This is a genomic window from Campylobacter sp. JH32 (assembly GCF_017846535.1).
Lineage (GTDB): Bacteria > Campylobacterota > Campylobacteria > Campylobacterales > Campylobacteraceae > Campylobacter_D > Campylobacter_D coli.
The window spans coordinates 170700-188159 of sequence record NZ_JAEQBS010000002.1 but is presented as its reverse complement, the minus strand read 5'-3'; the positions used below and the strand labels follow the sequence as shown (position 1 = coordinate 188159).

Genomic DNA, 17460 nt, shown 5'->3' with positions numbered 1-17460 from the left:
GGTTAGGATATGAAAAATATTATTAAAAGTGTGGGTGATTTAAGAATTTCTATAGTTTTATTTTTGCTTTTTGCTTTATCTTGTGGTTTGGCAACCTTTATAGAGAGTGCTTATGGTACACCTACTGCATGGGCAATGGTATATGATAGTTTTTGGTTTGAGTATATACAGCTTTTGTTAGGCATAAATTTATTATTTGGAATGTTTCGTTATAAGATGTTTGCTCTAAAAAAAATGCCTTTGATGATTTTTCATTTTTCTTTTCTTTTTATCTTGCTTGGCTCTGCTATAACTCGTTATGGTGGTTTTGAAGGTTTATTAGCGATTCGAGAGCACACTCAAAATGCTTTAGTTGAAAGCTCTAAAACCTCTTTAAGAATTTCTACTATTAAAGATGGCGAGCGTTATACTTCCGTAAATGATCGTTACATAGGAAATTTACCTTTTGCAAATTCTTTTAAATTAAATTTAAATATGGGAGATGAAAAAGCTGTTTTAAAATATGAAAATTTAATTTTAGATGCAGATTATACTTATAAAGAAGATAATGTTTCTTCACCCTTGCTTGTTTTGACTATTTCTGAAAAAAATTCCCAAGGTGCGAATTTGGAATTTAGATCAGGAGAGGTACAAAATATCAACGGAATTAATTTTGCCTTTATGAATGATGATGTGGCTAAACCTTATATCAAAATAGATAAAAATTTAAAATTAAGCTCAAGTGAAAATTTAAGCGTTTTTAACATGAAAAAAGGCGAGAATTCAACTCTTAAAATTGGCGAAAAGGCAGATGCTAAAGATCTTAGATTATATAGTTTGGATAATTTAAATTTTGTAGTGAAATTTGCTTCTTTGCATGGAGCTCAAGAAATTCAAGGTGTTAACAGGCCGCAAGATGAAAGCTTTTGGCTATGGTTTAAATCAGCTTGGTTAGAATTTGCAAGAACTATAATGATATCAAGCTTTGGGGAGCCACAAAACTGGAAAGCTTCATGGCTTACGAATTTTAAAGATTTTGCTATGAGTAAGGATTATCAAGCTTTGGAATTAAAAGGAGCACATGCGCTAAAACTTCAATTAGATTATAAGAATGAAAGTAAAGAATTTTATGTATTTGAATACAATAAACCTACCGTAGTAGAACTTGCTGGGCAAAAATTCTTTATTTCTTGGGCGCTTGCATATGAGCAATTGCCTTTTGAAATTTATTTAAGAGATTTTGTTATAGATCGTTATCCTGGATCTATGTCTCCTGCTTCTTATGCAAGTGAAATTACGGTTAAAAATAATGAAGATAATTTCGATTATAGGATTTTCATGAATAATGTGTTAGATTATAAGGGTTATAGATTTTATCAAAGTTCTTACGATCAGGATGAAAAAGGGACGATATTATCAGTCAATAAAGACCCGGGTAAAATTCCTACATATATAGGTTATTTCTTGCTTTGTTTAGGTATGTTTTTAAATTTCTTAAACCCACATTCAAGATTTAGAACTCTAGCAAGACTTATCAACAAAGACGCTCTGAAGCATACTGCTAGTGTTTTGGCTTTATTTGTAGCTTTATTTGGAGCAGATAAAATGCTTGCTCAAGATTTAAATATAAGCTTAGAGCAAAATATACCTATAGTGGATAAAGCACATGTTAAAGAGCTTAAAGCCCTTATCGTGCAAAAATCTGTAGATGGTAGAATGATACCTTTTGATACTTTAGCTAGAGAAATTTTGGAAAAAATTCATAAGAGTGCAGACTATAAAGGACAAGAAGCAAGCGCTATAATGCTTTCAATGCTTATCAATGTAGATTTATGGCAAAATGAAGCCTTTATTTTAATGCCAAGCAATAAAAATGTTCGTGAGGCTATCGCTGAAATTTTAGAAATTTCTCCAGAATTAAAATATGTCAAATATAAGGATTTCTTTGATGCTAATAATCGTTACAAACTTCAAAAATATGTGGAAAATGCTAACCGCAAAAACCCAAATGCTAGAGGGGTATTTGATAAAGAAATCATTTATTTAGATGAAAGAGCAAATGTTGTAAATTTGGTTTTTAGTGGAGAACTTTTTAAATTTATTCCTATACAAAATCATGACAATAATGCATGGTTGGCTCCTTTTTCTGCTATTACAACACTTAAGGATGAAGAGGGTCAGTTTGTTTTTACACTTATAAAAAATTATTTTTCTTCTGTGGACTCAGCTTTTCATGATGGAAATTGGACAAGAGCTAATGAAGCTTTAGGTTTTATCAAACAATATCAAGAGAAAATAGGGCATGAGGTTATGCCTAATAAAACAAAAGTAGAGATGGAAATTTTTTCAAATAAAGCTGAAATTTTTGTCAAACTTGCTCCTGTATATTTAATCGCGGGATTTTTATTGTTGATTGTTCTTTTGATTAAAATGGTTGCGCCAAAACTTAAAATTTCTCTTATATTTAAAGTCATTTATATTTTAAATATTTTAGCCTTTATAGTCCATACTGTAGGACTTGGATTGCGTGCTTACTTAGCAGATCATGCTCCTTGGAGTAATGGATATGAGAGTATGGTTTATATAGCTTGGGCTTTATCTCTTTCAGGAATTTTCTTTTCTAGAAAAAGTCCGATTGCTTTATCTTTGACTTCTATACTTGCGGGTATTGTTTTAGCTGTGGCTCACTTAAGTGAGATGAATCCACAAATTACAAATCTTATGCCAGTGCTTAATTCGTATTGGCTTAGTATCCATGTGTCAGTTATTACTGCTAGCTATGGATTTTTAGGACTTTGTTCTTTGCTTGGAATTTTTACTTTATTGTTAATGTGTTTTTTAAAAGAAAACAATCAATACAATCAAAGTATTTTAAGAAATATCACAGAAGCAACTCGAATTAATGAAATGTCAATGATTTTTGGACTTTGTTTGCTTACTGTTGGAAATTTCTTAGGTGCAATTTGGGCCAATGAGAGTTGGGGTAGATATTGGAGTTGGGATCCAAAAGAAACTTGGGCTTTGGTAAGTATTTTGGTTTATGCGGCTATTTTGCATATTAGAATGATTCCAAAATATTCTAATCAATTTACCTTTGCATTATGGAGTATGTTTGCTTATTGGGTTGTTATTATGACTTATTTTGGAGTAAATTATTTCTTAGTAGGTTTGCATTCTTATGCTGCAGGAGAAGCTGCTCAAATTCCTAGTTATGTTTATTGGGGAGTTGTGATTATGATTGTTTTAGCATTACTTGCAAGAAGAAAGCGTGAGTTTGTAGGCAAACTTTAATGAGCCATATTTTTTGGGTGATTATTTGCACCTCTGGAGCTTTGCTCCTCTTTTTGAGTTTGATAGCTTATTTGATTCTCAGTGATAATAAAAAGAAAAATAAAAAACAAAAAAATACTGAGAATACAGCTAAAGCCCGCAAATTTGATAATGATTTAAATAAGATGATAGCAGCGGCGAGTGATTTAAAATATAGCGATCGTGATTTAAAGGAGTTGGTAAAGCTCTTTGTTCAAACACATAAGCTAGGCTCTAAAACTTCTAAAGAATTAGATGAAAAAACAAAAAATAAATTAGAATTTGTATCCGCTTTAGCTGCTAACCCAAAAGCTAGCCCTCAAACTGTAAGTTTTTTAAATCAAGAGCTTAAAAAAATTTCTGCTTCTTACAAAAAAGAAATCGATGCCTATGAGCAGATGGGTTTAGCAAAAAGAAAAATCAAAGAAGAGAAATAAAACCAGATTTAAATTTTTTAAGCGTATGTGTTTTTAAAGAAATTACAAGCAATTATGGTGGAGTTTATATTTTGATAAAGAGATAAGAGAAGAGATATTACAGAGAGAAAGCATATTTTAAAGGCGCTAAAGGACGAGAGTTTGGGTGATGATATTTGAGATTGGTTGCAAGATGCAAGCAGAAAATATCTTGTTGTTTTACATACCATGATAAATTATAGTGTAGAAAGCTATGGATTATTTGGAGATGAAAGAGAGGTGGGTAGCTTTACAAGCGTAGGACACAAAGGTGTTGATGGTGGATAAGTTAAAGCAAAATTTTATTATCACATCTAATAATTACGCGGACAAAAATATGCCTATCAAGGAGTAAGTATGCGTTTTTATAAAATGCTTCTGGCTTTAATCTTAAGTACAAATTTAGCCAATGCTTATGATACTACTATTATTTATAATGAAGATAAACCTATTTTTAAACTTGATTTTTACAATAAAGGAGAAAATACGGTTTTTTTGGTGAAACTGTTGCCTCTTCCTATACTTTAAATGAGATTCAAAGAAATGAAATCATTCGTGCGACTCAATTTTGGGCTAATATTATAGGAGCTAGTGCAATCAATTCTTCCCCCATTCCTATCAGTGTAAGTACCTTTGATATTCCAAATGCCAATGCATTATCTTATGATTTCTTTTCTAGTCCTATATTTAATAGGGTATTACAAGGAGAAAGTATAGATACTATTAGACAAGAACTTATAGGTGTATCAGAAGATTTTTTTACTAAAGCAAGTGTAGAATACTTAGGGCATATTAATATGGGAAAGCTTGATTGGTATATAGCTTTCTCATCCTACTACCCTACCTAAAAATGGGAATCAGTTTGATACTTTTTCTACCTTCACCCATGAGCTTTTTCATGCTTTAGGCGTGTTATCTTTAGCTGGTAGTTGTGGAGGAAATTTGGGACAATGTTTTAACGGTTTTTTAAACAGTTTTAGTGATCATTTATATGATCTTAATGGAGTAAAAGCTCAAATAGGAATGAGAATAGTTAAAACCCAAGCAGAGGTAGAAGAAGCTAAGTTAAAAGGAGAGACGGTTTTCTTAGTTAAGGACGATGGTGTTTATATTAATGGCAGTTTTAGCAATGCTTCGGGCAATGTTTATTTTAAAGGAGAAAATGTCGCAGAAGTTATTAAAAATGCTAAACTAGGTTATGATGGGGTTAATGGTATTCCTATCAATGCTTGGGAAGGGATTATATTAGATATGTCTCATATTGAGCTTGATAATTCTTTAATGAGTCATCAAAGTTGGCGTAATTATAACTTCTATATGGAAGCAGAATTAGCCTTGCTTCAGGATATAGGTTATAATTTTGATAGAAAACTTTATTATGGAGATTCTATTTACGAAAGCAATCTTTTAAACTGGCAAAGCGATCATGGTTATTATGCTAGAAAAGATGGCAAATGGCTTATAGGAGAATACAATCCTACAGAATACGGAGTGAGTTTGCATATCTATAGTAAAAATAATATAGCCACTCAAAGCCATGATATTTTATCAAGTGGCGTAGCTGCAAGTGGTATTCGTATAGATGGATCGAATAACCAATTGATTATAGCCAATGATACTAAGGTTTATACCTTAGGGGATTATTCTAATGCTTTATTAATCGCTTATGGAAAAGATCATGTTATTGAACATAATGGAGAATTAAAAGCTACAGGTAAAGAGGGTATAGCCATCAATATAGATTTTGGGGATAACACTCTAGGCAATGCTGAAGAATACCGTGGCTCTTATATACATCAAATGTCTGGTAATAATCAAGACGATCTTGCGGAGTATAACCTAGATGGAGTCTTGGTTAAAAGTTTAAATCTTAATGCTGCTAGCTCTACTATAGGTTCTTTAGCTTCCATTTATATAGCTGATAATGCTTATGTAAACACTATCAACATAGCACAATGGGCTAAGGTAGAAGGAGATATTATTTCTAATTGGGATCCTAATAATGAAAAATTAGCAAATCAATACAAAGATAGCTTTTATACAGATCTTAATTTTGGTTCTGACTCTAGCTTATCAAGAGCTGCTTTCAATGCTTTAGATAATACTTGGAGTGTTAAAGCTAATGTATTAGGTTATGATAATTTTAAAACGAATGTTAATGAGAATCTTAATCTACAAGGTAGTGCTTTTGTTTATGATTTAAACAATAAAGCCCATTTTAGCCTACTCGGTGCAGATGGCATCAACCCTTCTTTATTATATATTAAAAACAATTTCACTCAGGATTCAAATGCTATCCTAACTGCAGGTATTAATGCTAATGGACAAAGTCTAGTATATGTAGGAGGTAATGCTAATTTAGCAGGAGCTTTTAATTTTTACATGTTAAAAGACTTTTATAAAGATAAAGTAGTGTTAGATCCTGATTTAATTAGCGCAAATCAAATTCAAGGTGCTTTTAATTCTATTGTTTATGATAGTAGTCTTGATTTTTCTCCTACTTTAAATTTTATCTATGATGCAAATACAAAAGAATTAGGAGTTGTTCGTGATTATACTCCTTATATTAAAAATTCAAGCGATATTTCTTTAGCTTATGCTTTAAATTCTTTAAAAATATGAAGATATTGCTTTGCTTTTTAAAGAATTGGACTTTGCTACAGATGCACAAACCATAGCTCAGGGTTTAAACGAGCTTAATGCTAAAGCTTATTTAGACAGTGCTAAAATTTCTTTAGATTTCCAAGAGGAGCTCAATAAAGAAGCCCTAAGCGAATATGCCAATGAATGGCAAAGCTTCGTAACCCCATTTGGAACTTATCAAAGCTCAAGAGCTAATGGAGATTTTGATGCTTATAAAGGCTATGGAGGTGGAGTAAAGGCAAAGCTATTAAGGGATTTGATAGTTTCAATTTAGGATTTAATTTGGTGTTAAATACTAATAATATAGATATAGATGATACCTTAGCTAATACAAAAACCACAGGGGCATATGCAGGCATTTTTTCTAAATATGATTTAGAAGATTTTTATCTTTTAGGAAGTTTTAGAATGGGTTATGAGCATACCAAGCTTAATAGAAATGTAAACATAGGAGCTTTTAGTGCAAATTATAATTCTAAGTTTAATTCTTATCTTATTAGTGAAATGGTAGGTATAGGTAAAAGCTTTAATCACTATGGGGTAAGCTATGGACCTTTAGCTTATATAGAACACAGCTTCTTATATCACTTCGCTATCAATGAAGAAAATCAGAACTCTACAGCTTTAAATATTGATTCTAAAAATTTCCATGCTTTAAATTCTTTTATGGGATTTAATGTAAATTATGAAAAAGGTATGAGTGACAAAGCTATTGTGAATTTTTATTTCTTGGGTGGATGGAATCATTATTTCTTAGACTCTTTAAAAAACAATGCCAGCTTTAAAGATGCAAGTTTAAATAAATTCTATACCAAAAGCAAACTAAGCAATCAAGATTCTTTATACCTACAAGGAGAAATTGATTTTACTCATAATTAATCTTTCTTTACAAGATTAATGCTTTCAAGTGATATTAAAGATAATATAGACTTTAGCACCAAACTTGAAGTAGGAGCTAAGTTTTAGTAAAACACAAAAAAATAAAGCCTTGTGATTATGATATTATTAGGCTTTATTTTATACTTTTAAACTTAAATTGTTTTTTGTTGATCTTTGTTTTATATTTATCCTTTTTAAATTTTCAAGTAATCTTTGCTAATGTTTAAAGAGTTTTAGTTTTTGCAAATTGCTATATATAAAAGTAAGGATTTTAAAGCAATAAAAGCTATAAAAGCTACTTAAAGATTATATTTATAATACAAGAAAAGATAAAATCATTTATTTAGACTTGCAAAGTGATGTAGAAAAGTATAAAAGAGAATGAAAATTTTTTAAATACAGCTTAATTTTTAATTGTTTATCGTTGATAATCTTTCATCTTTTTATAAGCATATAAAATATATGTAAATTCTTAGAAGAAATTTTTTGCACATATTTTTGAATTGATCAAAAGATATTAATTACCATTCTTACAAAGTTTTGATTTATTGGCTTTTATTTGTTAAGTGAGATAAATTGATATAAGAAGTAATGGTGCGCTCAAGAGGATTCGAACCTCTGACCTTTTGAACCGCAATCAAATGCTCTATCCAGCTGAGCTATGAGCGCATCTTTTTGTATTTTTAAAGATGTAATTGTATAAAAAATTTTCTTAAAATTAGGTTATTTGTTTAAGATTTTATCTTCAAATTCTAATTCTTTCTTTCTTTTTTTGCGATAAACGATTAAGCCACTTAATAAAATAAAACATATAAGAGCAAAAACATACCAAGTTGCATGTTTAACATTGCTTAAAAACAAATCATTAGTATTCATACCAAAAAAACCTACTATCAGATTAAGAGGTAAAAATATTGCAGATAATATGCTTAAAAAATATAAGCTTTGATTCATTTTTTCATTTTTAATTGCACTCATTAATAAATGAAGCTCGTTTAATCTAGTAATAATTTCTTTGTTGTTTTTTAATGTAACCCCGACAGCAAAGATAATAGGCTTTAAAGCTTTTTTATGCGGGCTTGTCCCTGCTAATAAATTCAATGCCTCATCAAGCAAGGAAAGGTTTTTTAAATTTTTATTGATTTTTTGTTTTAGGATAAAACTTTTTTTAAAGAAATTTTTGATCAAATTGCCTTTTAAAAGTATATTTTCTTTGCGTTCTAAAATGCGTTCAAAGTAAGCATTTTCATTTTTACAATCCTCTAAAATAGCCCGAATGGTGCTTAAAAAATCATTTAAAGAAAAAGGTTTAAATTGAGCATTTTCAAGTTTGAAAATTGTATCATCCTCAAATCCAAAAACACTGAAATTCGCCTTTTTTGTTTTTGAGCTGTAAGAATTTAAAATCAAAATTTTTTGCCCTAAAAAATCCATATATAAAGTATTTAAATTTTTATTTGCAAGAAATTTGCTTAAATTCTCATCGCATACCATTGGTTAGCCTTTTGGCGTAAAATTCGTATTTGAATTTTTTAAATTCAGACTTTTTTATCGCCTCTCGTGCTTGCGCTACTAAGGTTAAATAATAATGTAAATTATGCAAACTAGCCAAGCGAAAAAAGGTTAATTCTTTAGCTTTAAAAAGATGGTTTAAATATCCGCGTGAGAAATTACGACAGGTATAGCATGAGCATTCATTATCAATGCTTTCATGATCGTTGATAAATTCAGCTCTTTTGATATTAAATTTGCCAAAATTGGTGAAAAAAGTTCCATTTCTAGCATTTCTAGTAGGCATAACACAATCAAACATATCCACCCCTCGCTCTATGTTTTCAACCAAATCCTCAGGAGTTCCAACCCCCATAAGGTAGCGGGGGCGATTTTCATCTAAAAAAGGGTTTAAATTTTCCACAGTTTCATACATAAGAGCATTTTCTTCACCTACGCTAAGTCCTCCTATAGCAAGTCCATCAAAATCCATTTCATTAAGGGCTAAAGCACAGCGTTTGCGTTCTTCATAATCGGTTCCCCCTTGTATGATTCCAAAAATATTTTGTTTTAGACCTAGTCCTTGAATTTGCATTTGTTTGTGATAATCAATCGCTTCTTTTGCCCATTTTATAGTTCTATCTACTGAAACTTTAATGCGTTCTTTTGTAGCAGGAAGGGCGATAAGATCATCTAGTATCATCATGATATCACTATTTAAATCATATTGAGTATCTAATACGCTTTTAGGAGTAAATAAATGCTTAGAACCATCTATATGGCTTTTAAATTTTATACCCTCTTGAAAATGTTTAGAATTAGCAGAAAGTGAAAAAGCTTGAAAGCCACCACTATCAGTAAGAAAACTTCTATCAAATTTTGTAAAGCCGTGCAAACCACCAAAATGTTTTACGATTTTAGAACCAGGCCTTAAATACATATGATAAGTGTTTGCTAGGATGATTTTTGCATTAAGTTGTTCTTTAAGATCAATTGCATCAAGGCTTTTTACAGCACCTACTGTGCCTACTGGCATAAAAATAGGGGTTTCAAAAGTGCTATGAGCTGTTGTTATCTCACATACTCTAGCTAGGTTGTCTTTATGCTTTAATTTAAATTCCATTTGTTATAATTTCCTTTTTGGAGTGCAAAATGAATCATATTTTAATAATAATTGATGGTATTTTAGCAAAGCATTTCTTAGAAAGGCTTTGTTTTGAAAAAGGCTTGGGATATTTTTTTACCATAGTTTGCCAAAATGAAGAAAATATAAATTTAGGTGCAAATAGCGAATATATTGAATTTCATCATTTTGATCCCACTAGCACAGCCCGCCTTGAAACTCTTATGAATAAATCTTTCAAACAAGCTTTTATCTATATGCAAGATGAATTTGAAACTAAAAAAACCTACGAAGCTTTGCGTTCTTTAGATGCAAATTTAGAGATTGAGATCATGGATTTTTGGGGTTTGAATATTAATGATGTTCATACAAATTTAGCCGATGCTAGAATGACTTTGAGCCGAAGATTTATGGATTTTTTGCCTGATATTGCTTTAACGGCTTATTGTGTTGGATTGGGTGTTGGGGAGGTTATGGAAGTTAAAATTCCTGCAGGGTCGATTTTTGCATACAGGCATATTAGCTCCATACAGCAAAAAAGATGGCGTATAGTACTCATTTATAGAAATTCTAAAATTTATTTTGTTAAGCCATCTTTTGTTTTACAGCCTAACGACAGCATTTTAATCGTAGGCGATCCCGCTGTTCTTCAAAGTATTTTTCACAATATCAGAGGTAAAGCAGGACAATTTCCACTTCCTTTTGGGAGCAATATCTTCACTCTTATTGATATGAAAAAAATGAGTGAAGATACACAAGAAAGATTACTAGATACCACTTTGCAATTGGTTAAAAAAAGCAATGCTAAGAAATTTTTTATAAGGGTGCTTAATCCTAAATTGGGTGCTTTATATGATAAAATGAAGCAACTTTCAGATGAGCAAGAAAGTATATTTTTTGATTTTTTTAATACAGATTTTGCAAATTTAAATTCTTTCTTGGAAAATAATGATATAGGTATTATTCTTACAGATTTTAAACATTTTGAGCAAGAGAAAAAAACTTTTTTTGAATTGAAAATTCCTATTTTGAAAATAGGTGAGGGTAAATTCGAAAATATTCAAAATGCTGTTATTTTAAGTACTAATGAAACCGAACTTGAAAATAATGCAAATGTGATCACAGATCTTAGTAAGCAACTTGATTTTGATATTACTTTGTATTATTATAATCCTAATTTGCAAAATACTACAGATATGGAGGAGTATTTTGGAAGTTTATCTAAGCTTTACGATAAGAATATCCAAATTATAAGCAAAAATGATGAAAATCCTATTTTATCTTTATCTTACCGTGCAGATTTGTTGCAATTTGTGAGTTTTGAAAAAGAGCTTTTGGAGGGAGAATTTAGCAAAAGTTTAAGCACTAATCTCAATAGACATTATTCTAAAATGAGGCAAAATTATCAACTTTTCATACCTGTAGAATGAGAATCATTTAAGGCTTATGATAAAGTATTATTTTTTTAGGAGCTTGTTTTTTAGTGTTTCAAAAAAGATTTTTATTTTAAATTTTCTTAGCTTTATGGCTTAGAACTAAGAAAATGATTAGCCCTAATTTGCTAGAATAGATTTAATTTCAAAATAAAAGTAGAACAATGCAAATAAATGTAGATTTAAAAGAAAACGCTTACAAGGTTTATATAGACGAGTTGGATAATTTAGAATTAGATACTAAGGTTTTTATACTTTCAAATCCTAAAATTTCAGGACTCCATTTAAAAACACTATTGTCTAAAATTAAGGCTAAAGAGCTTTTTATAGCGACGATAGAAGATGGTGAAGAATACAAAAATTTACTCACTTTGGAAAAAATTTTAAATCAAATGTTTAATTCCAAACTTAACCGAAAAAGTATATTGATAAGCTTTGGAGGTGGAGTAATTAGCGATATGGGTGGATTTGCGGCAAGTATTTATCAAAGGGGGATTGATTTTATCAATATCCCTACTACGCTTTTAGCTTGTGTGGATGCTGCAGTAGGTGGCAAAACAGGAGTTAATAATGCTTTTGGAAAAAATTTAATAGGCACTTTTTATCAGCCTAAAGCTGTGTATTGCGAAAGTGAATTTTTAAGAACCTTAGGTAGAAGAGAATTGGCCGCAGGGATGGCTGAATTTATCAAAATGGCAGCAATGTTTGATAGGGATTTGCTTGAATTTATAGAAGCGATTGATAAGGAAAGTTTTTTAAATGCGACTTGCGAAAACGAAATTTTTACTCAAATTATTTCTAAAAGCGTAGAGCTTAAGGCAAGAGTTGTGGAGTGTGATGAGAAGGAATCAGGCTTAAGAATGCTTTTAAATTATGGTCATACCTTTGCTCATGTGATAGAAAATTTTACAGATTATAAACAATATTTACATGGTGAAGCAGTGGCTATAGGGATGAATATGGCAAATCGCTTGGCTTTAAAATTAGGATTATTAAGTAAAGAAGAATGCGAGAGAATAGAAAAAATTTTACTTCAATTTAATTTGCCAACGCATTATAAAATCGAAAACATCAACGAGTTTTATGAGGCTTTTTTCATGGATAAAAAAAGTGCTAATCAAAAATTAAATTTCATTCTTGCAAATTCTTTGGGCAAGGGACTCATAAAAGGTGATATTGCCAAAGAAATGATATTGGAAACCTTGGAAGAATTTCAATGAGAAAAATCCTTCTTTTACTTTGCTTTAGTCTTTTTGCTTTTGGCGATATAAATCGCACTATTATTAATAATATCAATGAAAAAATAAGCAATTTAGACACTGTTATTGGAGCTAGTATTTGGGATGTACGCTATGAAAATTTTATCAAATATCAAGATATAAATGATGAACTTATTATCTTAAATTTAGAATTAAAAAAAATAGAAGATGTGCATTTACAAGATGAATTAAAACGAAAAATAGCAACTTTAGAAGAACAGCTTAATGTCCTTAAAGAGTATAAAGAATTAAACTTTGCCCATAGTCTTAGTGCACCTGAAGATATAGAAACTTTATCTAAGCTCACCAATCCTTTTGCGATTATTGGGGCTTTTTCTCATATTAAAAAATTAAGAGGAGAAAAAGAAGAATATGCCTTTAAATTTAATGATTTTAAGAATTTGGTAGAAAAAATCAGAGAAAAGAATTTAGAACTCAAAGAATTAGTCAATCTAGAATCAAATATCGAAAATATAGAAGCATTAAAAGCATCAGATAAAAAACTTGAAGAATTTGATCAAGCCTTAAAATTTGCTAGTGTTTCTTATTCTGTTTATGAAAAAAAGATTGATGATGAAATTGCAAGAGTAAGTGCTGAAATCAAAGCGCAGGGTTTAAGAGCGATTAATATAGTCATAGCTATTGTTATTGTTGTAGCTATTGCTTTTATGTTAAAACTTGTTGCTAAAAAATACATAAAGGATAATGAAAGATACTACACAGCAACAAAGATTATCAATTTTATTAACCTTAATATCATTTTTCTTATTTTGCTTTTTGCTTATATAGAAAATATAACCTATCTTGTTACTATACTTGGTTTTGCATCAGCAGGCTTAGCTATTGCTATGAAAGATATGTTTATGTCTATGCTTGGATGGTGTGTGATCGTTTTTGGTGGAAGCTTTAGAGTAGGGGATCGTGTAAAAGTTTTTCAAAATGATACTACTTATGTGGGGGATATTATAGATATTTCTTTTTTGCGTATCACTTTATATGAAGATATTACACTTGAAACTTATAGTAAAAATCGTAGAGCAGGGCGTATTGTTTTCATACCCAATAATTATGTTTTTACAAATCTTATTTCTAATTATACTCATCATGGAATGAAAACGATTTTAGATGGTATAGATATTAGCGTTACTTTTGATTCTAACATAGAAAAAGCTCAAGCTATAGTTGAAGAAGTTGTCAACCGCCTAGCAAAGGGCTATACAGAACTAGCCAAAAAAACAATGAAAAGACTGCAAAATGAATACAGCATAAGAAATCCCAAAGTAGAGCCTAGATTTTTTGTCTTTTTTGAACATTGGGGGATGAGAATATCTGCTTGGTATATGACAAATTCATACGCAGCATTGATACTTCGAAGCGCTATCAGTAAAGAGATTATTAAAGAATTTAACAAGCATGAGGATATTAAAATAGCTTATCCATCTCAAAATTTATATTTAGGAAATTTAAATCAAGCTCCTTTTGAGACTCATTATAATTCTATGCATTTTCATACAAAGGATAACAATTGAAAGAAAAAGTTTTTTTTAAAACCTTTGGATGTCGCACCAATATATACGATACAGAGCTTTTGAAAAGTTATGTAAAAGATTATGAAATCGTAAATGATGAAGAAAAAGCACAGATTATCGTAGTTAATTCTTGCACTGTTACCAATGGTGCAGACAGCGGAATAAAGTCTTATATTAATTCCATGCAAAAAAAGGGTGTTAGAGTTATACTTACGGGTTGCGGTGCAGTGAGTAAAGGCAAAGAACTTTTGGATAAAAAACAAGTTTTTGGGGTGCTTGGAGCATCAAATAAAGATAAAATCAATGAATTTTTGGGTTTAAAAACAAGTTTTTACGAGCTTGGAAATTTAAATTTTATTGATAAAGATATAGTTTGTGAGTACGAAAATCACACCAAAGCCTTTGTTAAAATTCAAGAAGGTTGCGATTTTGCTTGTTCTTATTGCATTATCCCTAGCGTGCGTGGGAAATCAAGAAGTGTTGATGAGCAGGCTTTGTTAAGGCAGGTTGAAATTTTAGGAGCAAATGGCTATAGCGAAGTGGTTTTAACAGGTACAAACATAGGTTCTTACGGACTTAAAAATGGAACAACACTAGGTAAGCTTTTGCAAAAAATGGGTCAAATTTCAGGTATAAAACGCATAAGACTTGGTAGTTTAGAGCCTGCTCAAATTGATGAAAGTTTTTTAGAAATTTTAGATGAAAGATGGATGGAGCGACATTTACATATCGCTTTGCAACATACAAGTGAAAAAATGCTTCGCATCATGAGAAGAAGATCGCATACAGATAATGACTTGAAGCTTTTTAATACCATAGCCAGTAAAGGATATGCTTTGGGGACTGATTTTATCGTAGGGCATCCAGGGGAAACCGAGGAGCTTTGGCATGAGGCTTTAAAGCATTTTCAAGAATTTCCACTTACTCATATCCATGCTTTTATTTTTAGCCCTAGAAACAACACGCATTCAGCCACCATGAAAGATACTATAAATGGTGCTGTGGCTAAAGAAAGATTAAATACTTTAAAAGTTATTATAGAAAATAATAACTATGAATTTAGAAAAAGAGTTAAAACTCCACTTGAAATTTTAGTTGAAAATCAAAAAGATGGTTTTTTTGAAGGTTATGATCAGTTTTTTAATAAAATAAAAATCAAAAGCAGTAAATATATAGCAAAAGAATGGCTAAAATTAGAGCGATATGAAGTGCAAGAAAAGCATAATTTCGCAGACTTAGAGGGTAAAAAATGAAAAACAAAAAAATTATATTGATATCTTTTCTTATCTTGTGTTTGCTTTTTGGAATTTTGTATTTTAAAAATGAACCTAAATACATAGATGAAAATCTTTACCAAAGTTTATTAAGTCAAAATTTAATCGAAAAAGCAGTGATTGATAAGGATGAAATTTGGCTTAAAGCTAAGGGTGAGAGCTATGTGATCGTAAAAGATGGTGTAGATATTAAAACCCTTTTATCAAAAGTTCCTGTGGAAATCAAAAAAGACAGTACTTTGTGGGTATTTTTTGTTATATTTGTATTTCTTATCGCGCTTTTATTAAGTTTTGTTTATTTTGCACGAAAAAAAGAATTAGCTAAGTATCCTATATCTAGTAAAACTCAAACCCAAACTTCTACCACAAATTTAGAAAGTTCCAATATAAAACCTGTGATTTCTAATATCACCTTTAATGATGTAGCAGGCGTGAGTGAAGTAAAAATGGAGCTTAGTGAACTTGTGGATTTTTTGCAAAATCCTAAAAAATACAAAGAATTTGGTGTAAAAATGCCAAAGGGTGTTTTAATGGTAGGTCCTCCAGGGGTAGGGAAAACTTTGATTGCTAAGGCGGTTGCAGGCGAAGCAGGGGTACCTTTTTTTTATCAAAGCGGATCAAGTTTTGTTGAAATTTATGTAGGAATGGGAGCTAAAAGAGTAAGGGAGCTTTTTTCTAGAGCTAAAATGATGGCTCCAAGTATTATTTTTATTGATGAAATTGATGCGGTGGGTAAAGCAAGGGGTGAAATGTCTAATGTCGAAAGAGATAGCACCTTAAATCAACTCTTAACCCAAATGGATGGTTTTGAAGATAATAGTGGTGTTATCGTAATCGCCGCGACTAATAAAATCGAGCTAATGGATCCTGCTTTACTTCGTTCAGGGCGTTTTGATAGACGCATTTTCTTATCTTTGCCAGATTTTAAAGATAGGCTTAAAATTTTAGAAATTTACATGAAGGGTAAAAATAACAATATTGATTTAAATAAAATTGCAAAAGCAAGTGTAGGTTTTAGCGGTGCTGGACTTGAAACCTTAGTTAATGAAGCGGCTATCAATGCTTTAAGAAGAAATAGTTCTTTGGTGGAAGAAAGCGATTTTTATGCTGTACTAAATAAGGTGCTTTTAGGAAAGAAAAAAATTCTAAGTTTTAATGATGAAGAAAAGGGTATACAAGCGACTTATCAGGCCGCAAAAGCTTTGAGTGCGTATTATTTTGATATAGGATTTGAGAAAATTACTCTTATTGAAGATCGTTTTAAGGAATACGAGCATGCCATTCGCTCAAAATCAGAACTTATCAATCGCATTAAGGTTTATTTAGCAGGCTCTAGAGCTATGAGTTTGATTTATAATGAAAGCTATACAAACTCACAGAATGATTTTTTAAAAGTTAAAGAATTGCTTGATTATATGATAAGCTTTGGTATGCTTGAAGAACCAAATTTAAATGAAATTAAAAGGGAGCTAGATGAGTTTTTATTCCCTTTAAAAGAAAAAATTTCAACGCTTGCTAAAATTTTACTTGAAAAAGAAAAGATAGAGTATAACGATGTTAAAGAAGTAGTTCAGGTTTAAAGTATCTATATGGCTTTAGATTTTGTCATCTATCTTAGACTTTAATAAATTGTTTTAGTCGTCATATTCTGTATATAAAATCGTACCATTAAAATCAATATGTACTTCTATATTGTTAGTAAGCTTGATTTTGTAATAATTGATTTTTCTTTCGATTTCTCTAGCTTTTGTGTTGGGAAATTTGTTTTGAATGATATTTGTTAAATTTGGAGGTAAAAAATTTAAATCAAAAGGAAAGACCTTACTTTCTATCTCTTTCCATGAACCATCGCTTTCAAATTCTAATTCTGTCCCATCGCTCAAATAAACCTCATAAGCGTGCTTATCTCTTTGTACTATACCTATGGGAGCTTGAAAATTATTTTTTAAAAATTCTTTAGAAATACTTGGAAGCTCATCGGGAGATATTATAATATCAGCGTTTAAAAAAGTGGATAAGATAGCTATAATGCCGTAAAATTTTATTTTCAAAAGTTTTTCCTATTTATTATTTTGCACTAAATTTT

The 17460-nt window shown here is 30.6% G+C and carries 12 protein-coding genes, 1 tRNA gene and 1 pseudogene; 10 read left to right on the top strand and 4 right to left on the bottom strand.

Features of this window, described 5'->3' with window-relative positions:
• Positions 1-9 precede the first annotated feature (9 nt).
• The 5 genes and pseudogenes from ccsB (at position 10) to KAR67_RS09875 (ending at position 7352) form a co-directional block, all read left to right on the top strand.
• On the top strand, positions 10-3270 hold the full coding sequence (gene ccsB, locus KAR67_RS02430) for a c-type cytochrome biogenesis protein CcsB (RefSeq protein WP_002814938.1): 3261 nt from the start codon (positions 10-12) through the stop codon (positions 3268-3270).
• On the top strand, positions 3270-3725 hold the full coding sequence (locus KAR67_RS02425; protein ID WP_002779020.1) for a hypothetical protein: 456 nt from the start codon (positions 3270-3272) through the stop codon (positions 3723-3725). The genes ccsB and KAR67_RS02425 overlap by 1 nt, the downstream gene beginning before the upstream one ends.
• Before the next feature lie 165 nt (positions 3726-3890).
• Positions 3891-4031, top strand: coding sequence for a hypothetical protein (locus KAR67_RS02420; RefSeq protein ID WP_002779018.1), 141 nt, complete (start codon positions 3891-3893; stop codon positions 4029-4031).
• A gap of 69 nt (positions 4032-4100) precedes the next feature.
• Positions 4101-4271 carry a hypothetical protein gene (locus KAR67_RS02415; protein ID WP_002782155.1) on the top strand — a complete coding sequence of 57 codons (171 nt, stop codon included), beginning with the start codon at positions 4101-4103 and terminating at the stop codon, positions 4269-4271.
• A 414-nt stretch (positions 4272-4685) separates the two neighbouring features.
• A pseudogene (locus KAR67_RS09875) lies at positions 4686-7352 on the top strand (autotransporter outer membrane beta-barrel domain-containing protein).
• A gap of 505 nt (positions 7353-7857) precedes the next feature.
• Here KAR67_RS09875 and KAR67_RS02400 read toward each other — a convergent pair.
• The 3 genes from KAR67_RS02400 to tgt form a co-directional block, all read right to left on the bottom strand.
• A tRNA-Arg gene (locus KAR67_RS02400) sits at positions 7858-7934 on the bottom strand.
• A gap of 54 nt (positions 7935-7988) precedes the next feature.
• On the bottom strand, positions 7989-8759 hold the full coding sequence (locus KAR67_RS02395; RefSeq protein ID WP_002779011.1) for a CorA family divalent cation transporter: 771 nt from the start codon (positions 8757-8759) through the stop codon (positions 7989-7991).
• A complete protein-coding gene (gene tgt, locus KAR67_RS02390; protein ID WP_162284686.1) occupies positions 8746-9879 on the bottom strand; it encodes a tRNA guanosine(34) transglycosylase Tgt in 1134 nt (377 codons plus the stop codon). The genes KAR67_RS02395 and tgt overlap by 14 nt, the downstream gene beginning before the upstream one ends.
• 29 nt (positions 9880-9908) lie before the next feature.
• Here tgt and KAR67_RS02385 point away from each other — a divergent pair, with 29 nt between their 5' ends.
• The 5 genes from KAR67_RS02385 to KAR67_RS02365 all read left to right on the top strand — a co-directional run bounded on the left by KAR67_RS02385 (position 9909) and on the right by KAR67_RS02365 (position 16954).
• On the top strand, positions 9909-11309 hold the full coding sequence (locus tag KAR67_RS02385) for a TrkA C-terminal domain-containing protein (RefSeq protein ID WP_002779007.1): 1401 nt from the start codon (positions 9909-9911) through the stop codon (positions 11307-11309).
• A gap of 167 nt (positions 11310-11476) precedes the next feature.
• Positions 11477-12532, top strand: a complete 1056-nt coding sequence (aroB, locus tag KAR67_RS02380; protein ID WP_002779005.1) for a 3-dehydroquinate synthase — start codon at positions 11477-11479, stop codon at positions 12530-12532.
• Complete coding sequence (locus tag KAR67_RS02375; RefSeq protein ID WP_002779003.1) at positions 12529-14100, top strand: mechanosensitive ion channel domain-containing protein; 1572 nt, start codon at positions 12529-12531, stop codon at positions 14098-14100. The genes aroB and KAR67_RS02375 overlap by 4 nt, the downstream gene beginning before the upstream one ends.
• Positions 14097-15353 carry a tRNA (N(6)-L-threonylcarbamoyladenosine(37)-C(2))-methylthiotransferase MtaB gene (mtaB, locus tag KAR67_RS02370; protein WP_002786631.1) on the top strand — a complete coding sequence of 419 codons (1257 nt, stop codon included), beginning with the start codon at positions 14097-14099 and terminating at the stop codon, positions 15351-15353. The genes KAR67_RS02375 and mtaB overlap by 4 nt, the downstream gene beginning before the upstream one ends.
• Complete coding sequence (locus tag KAR67_RS02365) at positions 15350-16954, top strand: ATP-dependent metallopeptidase FtsH/Yme1/Tma family protein (protein ID WP_002778998.1); 1605 nt, start codon at positions 15350-15352, stop codon at positions 16952-16954. Before mtaB ends, KAR67_RS02365 begins: the two co-directional genes overlap by 4 nt.
• A 54-nt stretch (positions 16955-17008) precedes the next feature.
• Here the strand turns inward: KAR67_RS02365 and KAR67_RS02360 are convergent, their stop codons facing one another.
• Positions 17009-17425, bottom strand: a complete 417-nt coding sequence (locus KAR67_RS02360) for a PepSY-like domain-containing protein (RefSeq protein WP_002778997.1) — start codon at positions 17423-17425, stop codon at positions 17009-17011.
• Between the last annotated feature and the right edge of the window lie 35 nt (positions 17426-17460).

Bases quoted from the DNA above. Each gene is read 5' to 3' on its own strand.
- ccsB (WP_002814938.1), top strand. From the start codon at position 10: ATGAAAAATATTATTAAAAGTGTGGGTGATTTAAGAATTTCTATAGTT.
- KAR67_RS02425 (WP_002779020.1), top strand. From the start codon at position 3,270: ATGAGCCATATTTTTTGGGTGATTATTTGCACCTCTGGAGCTTTGCTC.
- KAR67_RS02415 (WP_002782155.1), top strand. From the start codon at position 4,101: ATGCGTTTTTATAAAATGCTTCTGGCTTTAATCTTAAGTACAAATTTA.
- KAR67_RS02395 (WP_002779011.1), bottom strand. From the start codon at position 8,759: ATGGTATGCGATGAGAATTTAAGCAAATTTCTTGCAAATAAAAATTTA.
- tgt (WP_162284686.1), bottom strand. From the start codon at position 9,879: ATGGAATTTAAATTAAAGCATAAAGACAACCTAGCTAGAGTATGTGAG.
- KAR67_RS02385 (WP_002779007.1), top strand. From the start codon at position 9,909: ATGAATCATATTTTAATAATAATTGATGGTATTTTAGCAAAGCATTTC.
- aroB (WP_002779005.1), top strand. From the start codon at position 11,477: ATGCAAATAAATGTAGATTTAAAAGAAAACGCTTACAAGGTTTATATA.
- KAR67_RS02375 (WP_002779003.1), top strand. From the start codon at position 12,529: ATGAGAAAAATCCTTCTTTTACTTTGCTTTAGTCTTTTTGCTTTTGGC.
- KAR67_RS02365 (WP_002778998.1), top strand. From the start codon at position 15,350: ATGAAAAACAAAAAAATTATATTGATATCTTTTCTTATCTTGTGTTTG.